At 69.1% G+C, this 12876-nt stretch carries 11 protein-coding genes; 4 read left to right on the top strand and 7 right to left on the bottom strand.

Features of this window, described 5'->3' with window-relative positions; translation table 11 throughout:
- Positions 1-20 precede the first annotated feature (20 nt).
- On the top strand, positions 21-1472 hold the full coding sequence (locus ABL844_RS06740) for an aldehyde dehydrogenase (RefSeq protein ID WP_418130826.1): 1452 nt from the start codon (positions 21-23) through the stop codon (positions 1470-1472).
- Here the strand turns inward: ABL844_RS06740 and ABL844_RS06735 are convergent.
- Both ABL844_RS06735 and ABL844_RS06730 read right to left on the bottom strand, forming a co-directional pair.
- On the bottom strand, positions 1460-2755 hold the full coding sequence (locus ABL844_RS06735) for an aminotransferase class V-fold PLP-dependent enzyme (RefSeq protein WP_418130825.1): 1296 nt from the start codon (positions 2753-2755) through the stop codon (positions 1460-1462). The two genes, ABL844_RS06740 and ABL844_RS06735, sit on opposite strands and share 13 nt — an antisense overlap.
- Before the next feature lie 3 nt (positions 2756-2758).
- Positions 2759-3655, bottom strand: coding sequence for an amino acid ABC transporter substrate-binding protein (locus tag ABL844_RS06730; RefSeq protein ID WP_418130824.1), 897 nt, complete (start codon positions 3653-3655; stop codon positions 2759-2761).
- Positions 3656-3789: 134 nt separating this feature from the next.
- Here ABL844_RS06730 and ABL844_RS06725 point away from each other — a divergent pair, with 134 nt between their 5' ends.
- Positions 3790-4740: a LysR family transcriptional regulator gene (locus tag ABL844_RS06725; RefSeq protein WP_184635173.1), complete on the top strand. Its 951-nt coding sequence runs from the start codon at positions 3790-3792 to the stop codon at positions 4738-4740.
- 38 nt (positions 4741-4778) lie between these two features.
- On the opposite strand, the gene ABL844_RS06720 is transcribed toward ABL844_RS06725, so the two are convergent.
- Positions 4779-4973 carry a hypothetical protein gene (locus tag ABL844_RS06720; protein WP_126023050.1) on the bottom strand — a complete coding sequence of 65 codons (195 nt, stop codon included), beginning with the start codon at positions 4971-4973 and terminating at the stop codon, positions 4779-4781.
- Between the two features lie 313 nt (positions 4974-5286).
- Between ABL844_RS06720 and ABL844_RS06715 the strand changes: the two genes are divergently transcribed.
- Positions 5287-6819, top strand: coding sequence for a BBE domain-containing protein (locus ABL844_RS06715; protein ID WP_418130823.1), 1533 nt, complete (start codon positions 5287-5289; stop codon positions 6817-6819).
- Between the two features lie 29 nt (positions 6820-6848).
- The gene (locus tag ABL844_RS06710) at positions 6849-8099 is read left to right on the top strand and encodes a lactonase family protein (RefSeq protein WP_418130822.1); all 1251 of its coding nucleotides are present in this window, start codon (positions 6849-6851) and stop codon (positions 8097-8099) included.
- 6 nt (positions 8100-8105) lie between these two features.
- Here ABL844_RS06710 and ABL844_RS06705 read toward each other — a convergent pair whose 3' ends face one another.
- From ABL844_RS06705 to ABL844_RS06690, 4 genes are read right to left on the bottom strand one after another with little or no spacing between them, the layout of a single operon-like run.
- Complete coding sequence (locus tag ABL844_RS06705) at positions 8106-9587, bottom strand: N-acyl-D-amino-acid deacylase family protein (protein ID WP_418130821.1); 1482 nt, start codon at positions 9585-9587, stop codon at positions 8106-8108.
- Positions 9584-10495: a MurR/RpiR family transcriptional regulator gene (locus tag ABL844_RS06700; RefSeq protein WP_126023046.1), complete on the bottom strand. Its 912-nt coding sequence runs from the start codon at positions 10493-10495 to the stop codon at positions 9584-9586. The genes ABL844_RS06705 and ABL844_RS06700 overlap by 4 nt, the downstream gene beginning before the upstream one ends.
- Positions 10496-10505: 10 nt before the next feature.
- Positions 10506-11807: an amino acid deaminase gene (locus tag ABL844_RS06695; protein WP_418130820.1), complete on the bottom strand. Its 1302-nt coding sequence runs from the start codon at positions 11805-11807 to the stop codon at positions 10506-10508.
- Positions 11804-12781: an ABC transporter ATP-binding protein gene (locus ABL844_RS06690; RefSeq protein WP_369662476.1), complete on the bottom strand. Its 978-nt coding sequence runs from the start codon at positions 12779-12781 to the stop codon at positions 11804-11806. The genes ABL844_RS06695 and ABL844_RS06690 overlap by 4 nt, the downstream gene beginning before the upstream one ends.
- Positions 12782-12876 lie beyond the last annotated feature (95 nt).

Genomic DNA, 12876 nt, shown 5'->3' with positions numbered 1-12876 from the left:
TCTCCTCGCAAAGGATCCCCATGACCGACATTTCCATGCTCATCGACGGCGAGCGCCGCGCGGCCACCGGCGGCGCGACCTTCGAGCGCCGCAACCCGCTGGACGGCGGCATCGCCACGCGCGCGCCGGCCGCCACGCCGGCCGACGCAGTCGCCGCCGTCGAGGCCGCGCACCGCGCCTTCGCCGCATGGTCGGCCACCGGCCCCGGCGAGCGCCGCGCCGCGCTGCTGAAGGCCGCGCATGCGCTCGAAGCGCGCGCCGATGCCTTCGTGCAGGCGATGGCACGCGAGACCGGCGCATCGGCGCTGTGGGCAGGCTTCAACGTGCACCTGGCGGCAGGCATCCTCACCGAGGCGGCCTCGCTCACCACGCAGATCGCGGGCGAGGTGATTCCTTCGGATGTGCCCGGCAGCCTCGCCATGGGCGTGCGGCAGGCGGCGGGCGTGGTGGTCGGCATCGCGCCGTGGAACGCGCCGGTGATCCTCGCCACGCGCGCCATCGCGACGCCGCTGGCCTGCGGCAACACCGTGGTGCTGAAGGGCTCGGAGCTGTGCCCGCAGACGCACGCGCTCATCATCGAGGCGCTGGACGAAGGCGGGCTGCCCAGGGGCGTCGTCAACTTCGTGACCAACGCGCCCGCCGATGCCGGCGCGGTGGTCGAGGCGATGGTGGCGCACCCGGCCGTGCGGCGCGTCAACTTCACCGGTTCCACGCGCGTGGGCCGGCTCATCGCGCAGAGCTGCGCGAAGTACCTGAAGCCCGCCGTGCTCGAACTCGGCGGCAAGGCGCCCTTCGTGGTGCTGGACGACGCGGACCTCGACGCGGCGGTGAACGCGGCCATCTTCGGCTCCTTCGCCAACTCGGGGCAGATCTGCATGTCGACCGAGCGCATCGTGGTCGACAACGCGGTGGCCGACGAATTCGTCGCCAGGTTCGCGGCCCGCGCGCAGTCGCTGCCGCTGGGCGATCCGCGCGAAGGCCCGGTGGTGCTCGGCTCGGTGGTCGACATGAGCACGGTGAAGCGCTGCAACGCGCTCATCGACGACGCGCTGGCCAAGGGCGCCAAGCTGGTGTGCGGCGGCAAGGCCGACAACACGCTGATGCCCGCCACCGTGCTCGACCATGTGACGCCGGCGATGGAGATCTACCGCGAGGAATCCTTCGCGCCGGTGAAGGCGGTGGTGCGCGTGAACGGCGAGGAAGAAGCGGTGGCGGTTGCCAACGACAACGAGTTCGGCCTCTCTTCAGCGGTATTCGGCCGCGACGTGGCGCGCGCGTGGAACGTGGCGAAGCGCATCGAGTCCGGAATCTGCCACGTGAACGGACCTACGGTGCACGACGAGGCACAGATGCCCTTCGGTGGCGTGAAGGCCTCGGGCTACGGCCGCTTCGGCGGGCGTGCGGGCGTGGAGGCCTTCACGGAACTGCGCTGGGTGACCGTGCAGACCACCCCGCGGCACTACCCGTTCTGAGCGATCTCGCGGGTGATGCGCAGGAACTTCTCGATGTCGGCCATCGAGTGGCAGTGCAGCGGCGACACCCGCACCGTGCCCGTGAGCCCGAAGGATTCCAGCATGCGCTTCGAGTAGATGCTGCTCGCCACGCGCTCGTAGACCGTCACGCCGCGCTTTGCATACTCGACCACCGCCTGCGTGCAGTCGATGCGGTCGAAGCCGATACCCAGGATCAGGTCGCGCTTGCTCAGGTCCTCGTAGTCGAGGAAGACGTTGACGCCTTCCATCTTGCGCATGCCTATGGCGTTCGCGTTGCCGTCGAGCAGCGCCGACAGCAGCGCGCGCTCGTGCAGCTCGATGTGCGTGATGCCCGCGACGAACAGCGCGCGGCGGTCGGTTGCATCTGTGAAGTGCGAGCCCAGCCAGCACACGTAGTCGACGATCTCGGTGAGCACCGCGAACTGCCACGGCGAGGCGCTGCCCAGGTCCCAGTAGCCGGGCTTCTTGCCGGCCAGCTTGTGGTGCGGCAGCACGGCCGCGCGCTCGGACACCCACGACAGCCCCGAGCCCCGGCAGCCGAAGAACTTGTAGGGCGCGAGATTGATGCCGTCCACCGGCGTCTTCTGCAGGTCGATGAGACCGTGCGGCGCGTGCTGCACGGCGTCGACCAGGATGTACAGGTCGGGCTTGATCTCGCGCACGCGGCGCACGATGGCTTCCATGTCGAGCTTGGCGCCCGAGATGTTCGACGCATGGATCACGTTGAGCAGGCAGGTGTCCTTGTCGACCAGCCGCACGATCTCGTCCACGTCGACGCCGCCGGTGACGGGGTTGCTCTTCGCCACGCGCAGCTCGCGGCCCAGGCGCTGGGCGTAGAGGCTCATCGCGTCGAATGCCGAGGGGTGCTCCAGCACGGTGGTGACCATGTTCGTGCCCGGCACGTTCTCGGCCACCGCGCGCACCATGTCGAACATGGCGCCCGAAGCGGTGAGCGAGGCGTACACGCTGCCGCCGGTGGCGTTGAGGATGGTGCGCAGGTCGTCGCAGCCCCTGGCCTGGATCTGCTGCAGCTCGACGGCCGTGGCGTGGATGCGCTCGGTGTTGTCGGGAATGGCATCGACCTGCGCGAAACGCTCGGCCGCGGCCTTCAGGCGGAAGGAGCCGCCGGCGTTGTCGAAGTACAGGCGCTCGCGGCCATGGTGGTCGTGGTCGACCTGCAGGAAGCGCGCCTTCACCTCGCGCATGAGCGCGTCAGGAAAGGCCAGTCCGTGGGGGTGTTTGGAAGACAGCTCGGAACCCATCGCTCAGACGCCCTTGTTGTTCGGGTTCTTGTAGATCTCGCGCACCGCGTCCGTCATCGGGAAGTTGAGGTTCGCGTTCCTCGGCGGGATCGGCGAGAGGAACCACTTGGTGTAGAGCTGCTCGATGGCGCCCGACTTCATCAGGCCCGTGACGGTCTCGTCCACCAGCGCCTTGAACTGCGGGTCGTCCTTGCGCAGCATGATCCCGTAGGGCTCCTGGCGCAGCGATTCCTTCAGGATCTTGTATTCGCCCGGATTGGGCGCGCTGGCGATCATGCCGGCGAGCTGGACATCGTCGAGCACATAGGCGTCGGCGCGGCCGTTGGACAGCCGGAGGAAGCCGTCGGAGGTGTCCTTGCCGGGGATCTCGTTGACTTCGATGGCGCCGCTCTTGCGCGCGACGCGCAGCAGTTGGATCGAGGTGCTGCCCGAGACGGTGGCCACGTTCTTGCCGTTGAGGTCGGCGAAGGTGTCGATGCCGGAGTTCCTGCGCACGGCGGCAGTGATGTTGGCCACGAAGTGGCTGGGCGCGAAGTCCACCTGCTGCTGGCGCTGCGTGGTGTTGGTGGTGGTCGCGCAGTCGAGGTCGACGGTGCCGTTCTGCAGCAGCGGAATGCGGTTGGTCGAGTTGAGCATGGTATAGCGCACCTCTATCTTCGCGAGGCCCAGCCTGGCCTTCACCGCGTCGACGATCTTCAGGCAGATGTCGTTGGTGAAGCCGATGGGGTCGCCGTCGGAGCCGAGCTTGTACGAGAACGGGATCTGGCTGTCGCGCGCGCCGATCTGGATCGTGCCGCTGTCCTTGATCTTCTGCAGCGTGCCGCTGTCCTGGGCGCTGGCGGCGGCACAGGCGAATGCGAGAGCCAGTCCGAATGCGAGGGGCAGTTTCCTGAAGTCCATGGCGGGTTCCTTGAAGAAGAGTCGATGACGGTGGATCGGGGCGAATCTTCAGCCTCGCCATCAATTTCCAAAAGCGATTTTTTGTGATCGAATCACATGAGAAAAAGTGCTCCTTCGGAGCCCGCTCCACCGTGATGACCTTCAAGCAACTCGAAGCCCTGTACTGGATCGCCCGCCTCGGCGGCTTCGCCCAGGCCGCCAACCAGCTGCACACCTCGCAGTCGGCCATCTCCAAGCGGGTGCACGAGCTCGAGCAGCTCTTCGACACCGAACTCTTCGACCGCAGCCAGCGCACCGCCCGCCTCACCGAGAAGGGCGAGGAAATGTTCGTGCTCGCGCGCAAGCTGCTGGAGCAGCGCGACGCGGCCATCGAGCAGTTCGGCAAGCCGGGCGTGGTGGAGCGGCGCATCCGCCTCGGCGTGACCGAGCTCACGGCGATGACCTGGCTGCCGAGGCTGGTCGGCCTGATCCGGCAGCACTACCCCAAGGTGATCCTCGAGCCCGACGTGGACGACAGCCTGCAGCTGCGCGACAAGCTGCTGGCCGATGAACTCGACCTGGTCATCGTGCCCGACACCTTCGCCGACTCGCGCATGCCGCACAAGGTCATCGGCCAGGTGAGGAGCGCGTGGATGTGCAAGCCGGGCGTGGTGCCTTCGCCTTCCAATGGCGCCGCCATGCGGCTGCACGAACTGGCGCGCCACCGCATGCTGGTGCAGGGCAACAACTCCGGCACCGGCCGCGCCTACGACGCATGGATGAAGGAGCAGGGCGTGCAGCCCGCCGACGTGATCGTGGTGAGCAACCTGGTGGCGCTGACCGGGCTGACGGTGTCGGGCCTGGGCGTGAGCTACCTGCCGCGCGAGTGCCTTCAGCCGCTGGTGACGGCCGGCATGCTTTCAGTGGTCGAGGTGGCGCCCGCCCTGCCGGTGGTGCGCTACGTGGCGATGCACAAGGGCGAGCACCGCAGCGCCCTCACTTCGTCGATCGTGATGCTGGCGCAGGAGTGCTGCGACTTCACGCGCATGTTCCAGGCGCAAGGGGAGGAAGAGAAGAAGGAGTACGGAAGGCCGGCTCCGGCCTGAGCGGCACCGCCGAGGACGCCCATCCTGATGAAGCCGCGTCAGCGGCTGTCGCCGACCGGGGAAAGGTCGGAAAGATCGGGATGCATGTGCTGCAGCGCGAGCGACAGCCGGACCACGCGCTCCCGCGCACCCGGCTCGCCCCGGGCGAGTGCGCCCAGCGCGGCTTCGTAATCGTCGGTGAGCTGTTGCCACAGCTCGAAGTCGGCGCCAAGGCCTTCAGCGTCCTTGTCCATCTTTGCTCCAGTAGGAATTCGACGGCCGATGTAGATGCGCAAGTTTGACTGATTTTGACCGTGAACGTTAGAACTTTAGCGGTCTCAGGGTTATAGCTGTCGAAATACTGCGACGAAGTGCGCCGGCAGGGCGGTCGGCATCTAAGGGTTCCTACGGTGAAAGTATTTTTCAATACAGCCAAGAATTCGCGCCATCTAGCCAGGAAAAAGCCAAATCCAAGCAAAAAGCAAGGCATATAAGAAAAAACATTTCAAGCCTTGCCGCTTCCGCAAACCAAAAGCTCCGTTGCAAGACATCCGTTGGAAGGTGCCCATGACCATCACCGTGACACGCCAGGACGCCCGCTACAACACCCTGAAGAAGGGTTTCAACCTGCGATGGCCCTCGACGGAAACGGACGCCGCCTCCCGCATCGAGCTGGCGGAAAACGCCGCCGACGCGGCCTCCGCGCTGCAGCGCATCGTCGACGCGGGCCTGCGCCCCACCCTGCGCAGCGGCGGGCATTGCTATGAGGACTTCGTCTCCAACAATCCCGACGGCGCAATCCTCGACCTGAGCCTGCTCGACCAGGCCGGCGCCGCAGCCCGCGGCGACGGCCGCTTCCGCGTAGGCCCCGGCACGCAGAACTGGACCGGCTACCTCGACCTCTACAAGCGCGGCAACGTCACCCTGCCCGGCGGCTCCTGCTACTCGGTGGGCGCGGGCGGCCACATCTGCGGCGGCGGCTACGGCCTGCTGTCGCGGCTGCAGGGGCTCACGGTCGACTGGCTCTCTGCGGTGGACATCCTCACGGTGGACAACCGCGGCAAGGTGGTGCCGCGCACCGTCGACGCCAACCGCGACCCCGACCTGTTCCGCGCCTGCCGCGGCGCGGGCGGCGGCAACTTCGGCGCGATCACCAGCTACGTGTTCGACAAACTTCCCACGGCGCCGCGCGAGGTCGCGCTGGCGGTGGTGGCCTTCGACTGGGCCAGCATGACGCCCGAGCGCTTCACCGCCCTGCTCACCACCTATGGCGACTACTGGGCCACGCGCGGCAAGTCCCCCGACACCTGGGGCATGTTCTCGCTGCTGAAGCTTACGCACCGCTCGGCCGGCCAGATCGTGATGCTCACCCAGTTCTGCAACCCCGACGGCACCTGCAACGACCTGACGGTGCTCAACGACTTCCTCGACCGCTTCCGCGCCTGCGCGCCCGTGCCCGCCAAGGGCCGCCCGCCCGGCGTGGGCCCGGCACCGCAGCGCGACGCGGGCCAGCTGCTGTGCTCCAAGCCGCACACCGTGACACGCTACGACTGGCTCACCGCCACGCAATATCTCAACGGCTCCGGCGAAAACCAGCGCGGCAAGTACAAGTCGGCCTACATGAAGCAGAACTTCAGCGCGCGCGAGGCGCAGCGCATCTACACGCACCTCACGCGCACCATCGCCGGCGTCGACCTGAGCCAGTCGCTGCTGCAGGTCGATTCGTACGGCGGCGCCGTCAACAAGCCAGAGCGCATCGCCGACACCGCAGTGCCGCAGCGCGCATCGATCATGAAGCTGCAGTACCAGACCTACTGGCGCGACGCGAAGGACGACGCCGGCCACCTGCGCTGGATCGGCGCCTTCTACCGCGACGTGTACGGCACGCCCGACGTGCCCGAGCGCCGCGCCGGCACGCCCTACCCCGGCGAGCGCTACGAGGGCTGCTACATCAACTACCCCGACAACGACATGCTGGCCTACCCCTTCTGGCCGCAGCTCTACTACGGCGACCAGGGGCTCTACGACTTCCTGCGCAAGGTGAAGCGCCGCTACGACCCGAACAACATCTTCCACCACGCGATGTCGGTGCGTCCGTGACGAGGCCCGATCGAGAGAGGAACGACACCATGACAGCCCAGACCGGCCAGAACCGCCGCACCGTCATGCAATGGCTCGGCGGCGCATCCACGCTCGGCGCGCTCTCGCCCGTGCTGCCCGCCGATGCGCAACAAGCCCCGGCCACGGCCGTGCCCGCGGAAGCGCCCGCCGGGCCGGCGCCCCGCTTCGCCTATGTCGGCACCTACACCTTCGACGCTCCCGGCGGCACGGCCGGCGGGCCGGCCTCGAAAGGCATCTACGTCCTCGCCATGCAGGACGGAGGCTGGACGCCGCTGCAGACGGCGGAAAGCGCGAACCCGTCCTTCCTGGCCGTGCATCCGAACCGGCGCTTCCTCTACGCGATCAACGAGATCGACACGTACCAGGGCCTGCCCACCGGCACTGCCGAGGCCTACGCCATCGACGAGCGCAGCGGCCGGCTCACGCTGGTCAACCGCCAGCCGCTGTCGCTCTCGGGCGTGATCCCGGCGCACCTGGCCGTGTCGCCCGACGGCCGGGCGCTGGTGGTAGCGCTGTATGGCGGCGGTGCCTACAACGTGCTGCCCATCGGCACCGATGGCGCGCTCGGCAAGGTCTCGGGCATCGAGAAGGAAACCGGCTCCGGCCCCGACACCGAGCGGCAGGAGTCTCCGCACCCGCACATGGTGCAGTTCGATGCCTCGGGTGGGCGCGTGCTCGCGACCGACCTCGGCAGCGACCGCATCAACGTCTTCACCCTCGCGGAAGGCAAGCTGGCGCCCATCGGCCGCACGGCCGTGCAGGCCGGCAGCGGGCCGCGCCACCTGGCGCTGCATCCGTCGCAGCGCCATCTCTACGTGGTGGGTGAGCTCGATGCATCCGTGAGCTGCTACGGCTACGACGCGGCGAGCGGCGCTGTCGGGGCGCAGCGGCAGCGCGTCTCGACCCTGCCCGACGGCTACACCGGCCAGAAGAGCGCGGCTGCGCTGGTGATGCATCCCTCGGGGCAGTTCCTCTATGCGAGCAACCGCAGGCTGAAGTCGGAGCATCCGCTGGCCGACAGCATCGCCGCGTTCCGCGTCGACGCGGCCAGCGGCAACCTGACGCCGCTGCAGCATTGGAGCGAGGGCCTGCGCTTCCCGCGCGCCCTGGCCGCCGCCGCCGATGGCAGGCACCTGTACGCGCTGAGCCAGAAGGGCGACACCATACTGCGCCTGCGCATCGACCCCGCCACCGGCCGGCTCGACCAACCGGTGCAGGTGGCGCAGGTGCCGACGCCGGTCTGCCTGGTCTTCGCCTGACCGGAGCTAGCTCGCGCTGCCCCGCGTGAGCATCCGCCCCGCGCGCGCGAGCACGCGGGCCTCGGCCTCCCCGCCGCGATAGGCGAGCACGCCGTTCACGAACACGCGCTCCACACCCAGGCTCACGCCATGCGGCTTGTCGTAGGTGGCGGTGTCGGCGATGGTCTCGGGGTCGAAAACCACCACGTCGGCCATGGTGCCGGCGCGCAGCAGGCCGCGGTCGGCGATGCGCAGGTTGCGCGCGCTCATGCCGGTCATCTTGTGCACCGCCTGCTCCAGCGTGAACAGCCGGCGCTGGCGCCAGTAGCGCGCGAACACGCGCGGGAAGGCACCCCACAGGCGCGGATGCGGATGGCGGTCGTGCGGCAGGCCGTCGCTGCCGATCATGGTGAGCGGATGCGAGATGACACGCTCCACGTCTTCCTCCTGCATCTGGAAGTAACAGGCGCCGCCGGGCTTCAGCCGCAGGCAGGCGTCCTGCTCGCTCACGCCCCACTCGCGCGCAATGTCCGAAATGAGCCGCCCCGTCATCTCCGGGTGCGGGTCGGACCAGGTCAGCAGCACGTCGATCACGCCGTCCACCAGGTCCTCGCGCAGCACGGTGGAGCCGGCCACGTAGGGGTACACGTCCATCGCGATCTTCTGGCGCTGCGCGAGCGACTCGATCAGCGGCAGCGTTTCCTTGGTGCGGCCCCAGTTGGCGGGGCCCGCGCACTTGTGGTGCGAGATCACCAGCGGCACGCCGGCCTCGAAGGCGCAGTCGCCGGCCTCGTGCAGCGCCTCGATGATCTGCTGCATCTCGCTGCGCAGGTGCGTGGCGTAGACGCCGCCGTGGCGGCTCACCACGCGCGCCAGCGCGGTCACTTCTTCGGCGGGCGCCGCGAAGGCCTCTTCATAGAACAGGCCCGAGGATATGCCATGCGCCCCATCGGCCATGCAGCCGTCGAGCAGCGCCTCCATGCGCGCCAGCTCTTCGGCGCTGGCCGGGCGGTCGAGCGCCTGCATGGCGGCGAAGCGCAGCGTGGTGTGGCCGACCAGCGCAGCCACGTTGAGCGCGGGCTGCGTCGCATCGACGGCCGCGCGGTACTCGGCCATGGTCGCGTGCCTGAACGAATCGGCGCCCAGCAGCGTGAGCGGCGGCAGCGACTGCGGCGTGCGGTACGGCGCGAGCGAGATGCCGCAGTTGCCCGTCACCACCGTGGTGATGCCCTGCGACACCTTCGGCAGGCACAGCGGGTCGCGCAGCACGATGGCGTCGTCGTGCGTGTGCGCGTCGATGAAGCCGGGGGCGATCACCTTCGCGCGGCAGTCGACGACTTCCACGTCGGCCAGCGCCAGCCCCTGCGGCAGCCGGTCGCGCAGGCCTTCGCCGAGCGCGACGATGCGGTCGCCCTGCAGCAGCACGTCGCCCGGCCACGAAGGTCCGCCCGAGCCGTCGACCACCAGGCCCGCTTCGAGCAGCACGGCCTTGTTCTCGTCTCCGCTCACGATGCGCTCCCTCCGTCGTTCACGCCGCCGCCGTCCCAGCTTTGCAGCGGATGCGTGGTGGCGTCGATGCCGTGGCGCTGGAAGGCTTCGCGCGCACGCTGCAGGCGCTGCACCGCGGGCTCGCCGCGGCGCTGGGCCACCAGCACGGTAAGGATCTCGATGACCGTGAGGTGAGTGAGGTAGGCGTCGATGCCCACGTGCATCACCGCGTCGTCGGGCACCGACAGGCCCAGCAGGAAGTCGGCCCTGGCCGCGAGCGCCGTGCCCGGCCGCGTGAGCGCGACCACCTTGGCGCCCTGCCCGCGCGCGATGTCCACCGCGTCGAGCAGCGAGGGCATGCCGCCCACGTGCGAGATGGCGATGACCACGCCGCCCGGGCGCTGCGCCGCGCCCGCCACCTGCTGCAGGTGGTAGTCGGCCCATGCGTTGGCCGACAGGCCCAGGCGGAAGAGCCGAGCCTGCAGGTCATTGGCCATGAACCAGGAAGTGGCGCCCGCACCGTACAGGTCGACGTGCGGTGCGGCCGCGATGGCCGCCACGGCGCCGTCGAGCACCTGCATGTCGAGCTGGCCGCGCACGCCCGAAACCGAAGCCGCCGCGCTGCGCGCGATCTTGCCGACCACTTCGTCGGCCGCGTCCTCGATGTTCACGCGGCGGTGCAGCGGCGAGCCGCCCAGCGCGAGTTCCTGCGCGAGCGCGAGCTTGAATTCGCGCAGGCCCGCGAAGCCGAGGTCGCGGCAGGTGCGCATGATGGTGGGCACCGAGCTGCGCGAGCGCTCGGCCAGCTGCTCGAAGCTTTCTTCGAGCACGCGGTCGGGGTCTTCGAGGATCAGGTCGAGAATCGCGCGCCGCGTCGCCGGGGCGTCGCTGCGGATGTCCGCGATCTTCTGGAGCAGTGATGGGGTCATCGGGATGCGATCAGAAGTGCATGGCCACCGCGTCGCTCACGCGGTAGTCCTGCTCGACAACCGGCATCCAGTGCCACTTGTCGAACGTGGTGCAGGGGTGCGAGATGCCCAGGCCCACGCGGTCGCCGACATTGGGCGCCTCGGCTTCCTCGTTCGCGTCCCAGCGCAGGTAGGCGTGCTGGTCGTTCAGCGCGGTGATCGTCCAGCCGGCGGGAACGCCCTGCGGCTGCAGCGCGCCGCGCGCCGCGCGTGCGATGGGCACGGGCAGCGAGAGGTCGAAGGAGATGTCGCGCTTGCCCACGGCCAGGATCGCCAGGCCCGGCTCCGGGCGCGACTGCACCGTGGCCCAGACTTCCATCGCCGGCACCAGGCTTTCTCCGCAACCGCAACCCAGGCGCTCGTCCACCGCGCTCACCATGCGCTTGTAGAAGCCGTGGTCGTGCGTCACGTAGCAGCCCGAGCGCAGCAGGCCGCGCACCGGCGCGCCGAGCGCGGGCTTGAGCCGGCCGGCCACCAGGTCGAAGATGGCCGAGCCGCCGGCCGAGACCAGCACCTCGTCGGTCTCGAAGAGACTGTTCTCGTCGCAGTGGCGCGCCACGGCTTCCACGCGGTCCATCAGCGCCTTGGCATAGGCCGTGTCGGGCTCGCTCTGGCCGGTGGCGCCCTGCCCTTCGTAGCACTCGATGCCCACCAGCCGCACGGCCTCGCTGGCGCGCAGGCGCGCGGCCAGCGCCACGGCTTCCTCGTGCGTGCGGCAGCCGGTGCGCGCGCCGTCCACGCCGATCTCGATCATCACGTCGAAGGGCACGCTCTCGGGATGGCGCTTCGACCAGTCTTCGATGAGCGCCAGCTGCGCCAGCGAATCGACCAGGAACACGATGCGCAGGTCGGCATGCTCGCTCAGCAGCATCTGGATGCCGGCCAGGTCCTCGTCGCTCACCACCTGGTTGGCGATGAGCGTGCGGCGCGCGCCGGCCGCCACGCCCACGGCCAGCTGCGTGACGGTGGCGAAGGTCAGGCCCCAGGCGCCGGCGTCGAGCTGGCGCCGGAAGAGTTGCGGCGACATGGTGGTCTTGCCGTGCGGCGCGAGGTCGATGCCCCACTCGCGCACGCGCGACTGCATCCACGCCAGGTTGTGTTCCAGCGCCTCGCGCTTGAGCACGGCCAGCGGCAGCGGCAGGTCGCCGGCCAGCACGTTCCAGCCGGCGGCGCCGATCTCGCTGCGGCGGCGCGGCGCGGCGGTGCGCGGATAGCCCTTGAAATTGCTGCCCAGCAGCGGGTCGGTGAAGTCGGTGGCGGCGGTCATGGTCATGCGGCAATGTTTGATGGCAGTTCTTTGCGGATGCAGGCGCTGTAGTGTCCCGCCGAAATCTCCTCCAGCGGCGGCACCGTCTGAGCGCAGGCATCGATGGCGTGCGGGCAGCGCGTGCGGAACACGCAGCCCGAGGGCGGCGCGATGGGACTCGGGATGTCGCCCTTCAGTGCAATGCGCTCGGTCGTCATCTCCGGGTCGGGTTTGGGGCTCGCGGCCAGCAGCGCGCGGGTGTAGGGGTGCGAGGGGCGCGCGAACAGTTCCTCGGTGGTGGCGACTTCCATCACCTTGCCGAGGTAGAGCACCACCACGCGGTCGCACAGGTACTCGACCACGTCGAGGTCGTGCGAGATGAAGAGCATCGTCAGCCCGAGCCGCTCGCGCAGGTCGGCCAGCAGGTTGATGACCTGCGACTGGATCGACACGTCGAGCGCCGACAGCGGCTCGTCGGCCACGATGAATTCGGGCTCCACGGCCAGCGCCCGCGCCACGCCGATGCGCTGGCGCTGCCCGCCCGAGAACTCGTGCGGGAAGCGGTTGGCATGCTCGGCGCGCAGGCCCACGGTTTCGAGCAGTTCGGCGATGCGCCTATCGCGCGCCGCCGCCCCCTTGTGCAGGCCGTGCGTGGACAGCGCCTCGCCGAGGATCGCGCTGATGCGCATCTTCGGGTTCAGGCTGGCGTACGGGTCCTGAAAGATGATCTGCAGCTTGCTGCGCAGCCGGCGCATGCGCTCGGCCGAGAGCTCGCCTATGTCGTCGCCCCGGTAGAACACCTGGCCGCTGGTTCGCTCGAGCAGGCGCAGCACGGTGCGGCCGATGGTGCTCTTGCCCGAGCCCGATTCGCCGACCAGGCCCAGCGTCTCGCCGGGCTGGATCGCGAAGGAAACGTCGTCGACGGCGCGTACCGGGCGGTCGCTGCTGCCGAAGTATTTCTTGAGTCCGCGGACTTCGATGAGGGGAGCGGCGGTGGTCATCGTGGGCATTCGGTATTGGCTCCTTCTCCCTCTTGGGGGAGAAGGCGGGGGATGAGGGTGCGTGCGAGGGCCACGGGGGTCACCCTCACCCCAGC

Origin of the sequence: Variovorax sp. 278MFTsu5.1 (assembly GCF_048305045.1) — a bacterium.
GTDB lineage: Bacteria > Pseudomonadota > Gammaproteobacteria > Burkholderiales > Burkholderiaceae_C > Variovorax > Variovorax guangxiensis.
Note: the sequence above shows the minus strand (reverse complement) of the source record. Positions and strands in the feature narration are given on the sequence as shown.

Bases quoted from the DNA above. Each gene is read 5' to 3' on its own strand.
- ABL844_RS06740 (WP_418130826.1), top strand. From the start codon at position 21: ATGACCGACATTTCCATGCTCATCGACGGCGAGCGCCGCGCGGCCACC.
- ABL844_RS06690 (WP_369662476.1), bottom strand. From the start codon at position 12,781: ATGACCACCGCCGCTCCCCTCATCGAAGTCCGCGGACTCAAGAAATAC.
- ABL844_RS06710 (WP_418130822.1), top strand. From the start codon at position 6,849: ATGACAGCCCAGACCGGCCAGAACCGCCGCACCGTCATGCAATGGCTC.
- ABL844_RS06715 (WP_418130823.1), top strand. From the start codon at position 5,287: ATGACCATCACCGTGACACGCCAGGACGCCCGCTACAACACCCTGAAG.
- ABL844_RS06735 (WP_418130825.1), bottom strand. From the start codon at position 2,755: ATGGGTTCCGAGCTGTCTTCCAAACACCCCCACGGACTGGCCTTTCCT.
- ABL844_RS06730 (WP_418130824.1), bottom strand. From the start codon at position 3,655: ATGGACTTCAGGAAACTGCCCCTCGCATTCGGACTGGCTCTCGCATTC.
- ABL844_RS06720 (WP_126023050.1), bottom strand. From the start codon at position 4,973: ATGGACAAGGACGCTGAAGGCCTTGGCGCCGACTTCGAGCTGTGGCAA.
- ABL844_RS06700 (WP_126023046.1), bottom strand. From the start codon at position 10,495: ATGACCCCATCACTGCTCCAGAAGATCGCGGACATCCGCAGCGACGCC.
- ABL844_RS06695 (WP_418130820.1), bottom strand. From the start codon at position 11,807: ATGACCATGACCGCCGCCACCGACTTCACCGACCCGCTGCTGGGCAGC.
- ABL844_RS06725 (WP_184635173.1), top strand. From the start codon at position 3,790: ATGACCTTCAAGCAACTCGAAGCCCTGTACTGGATCGCCCGCCTCGGC.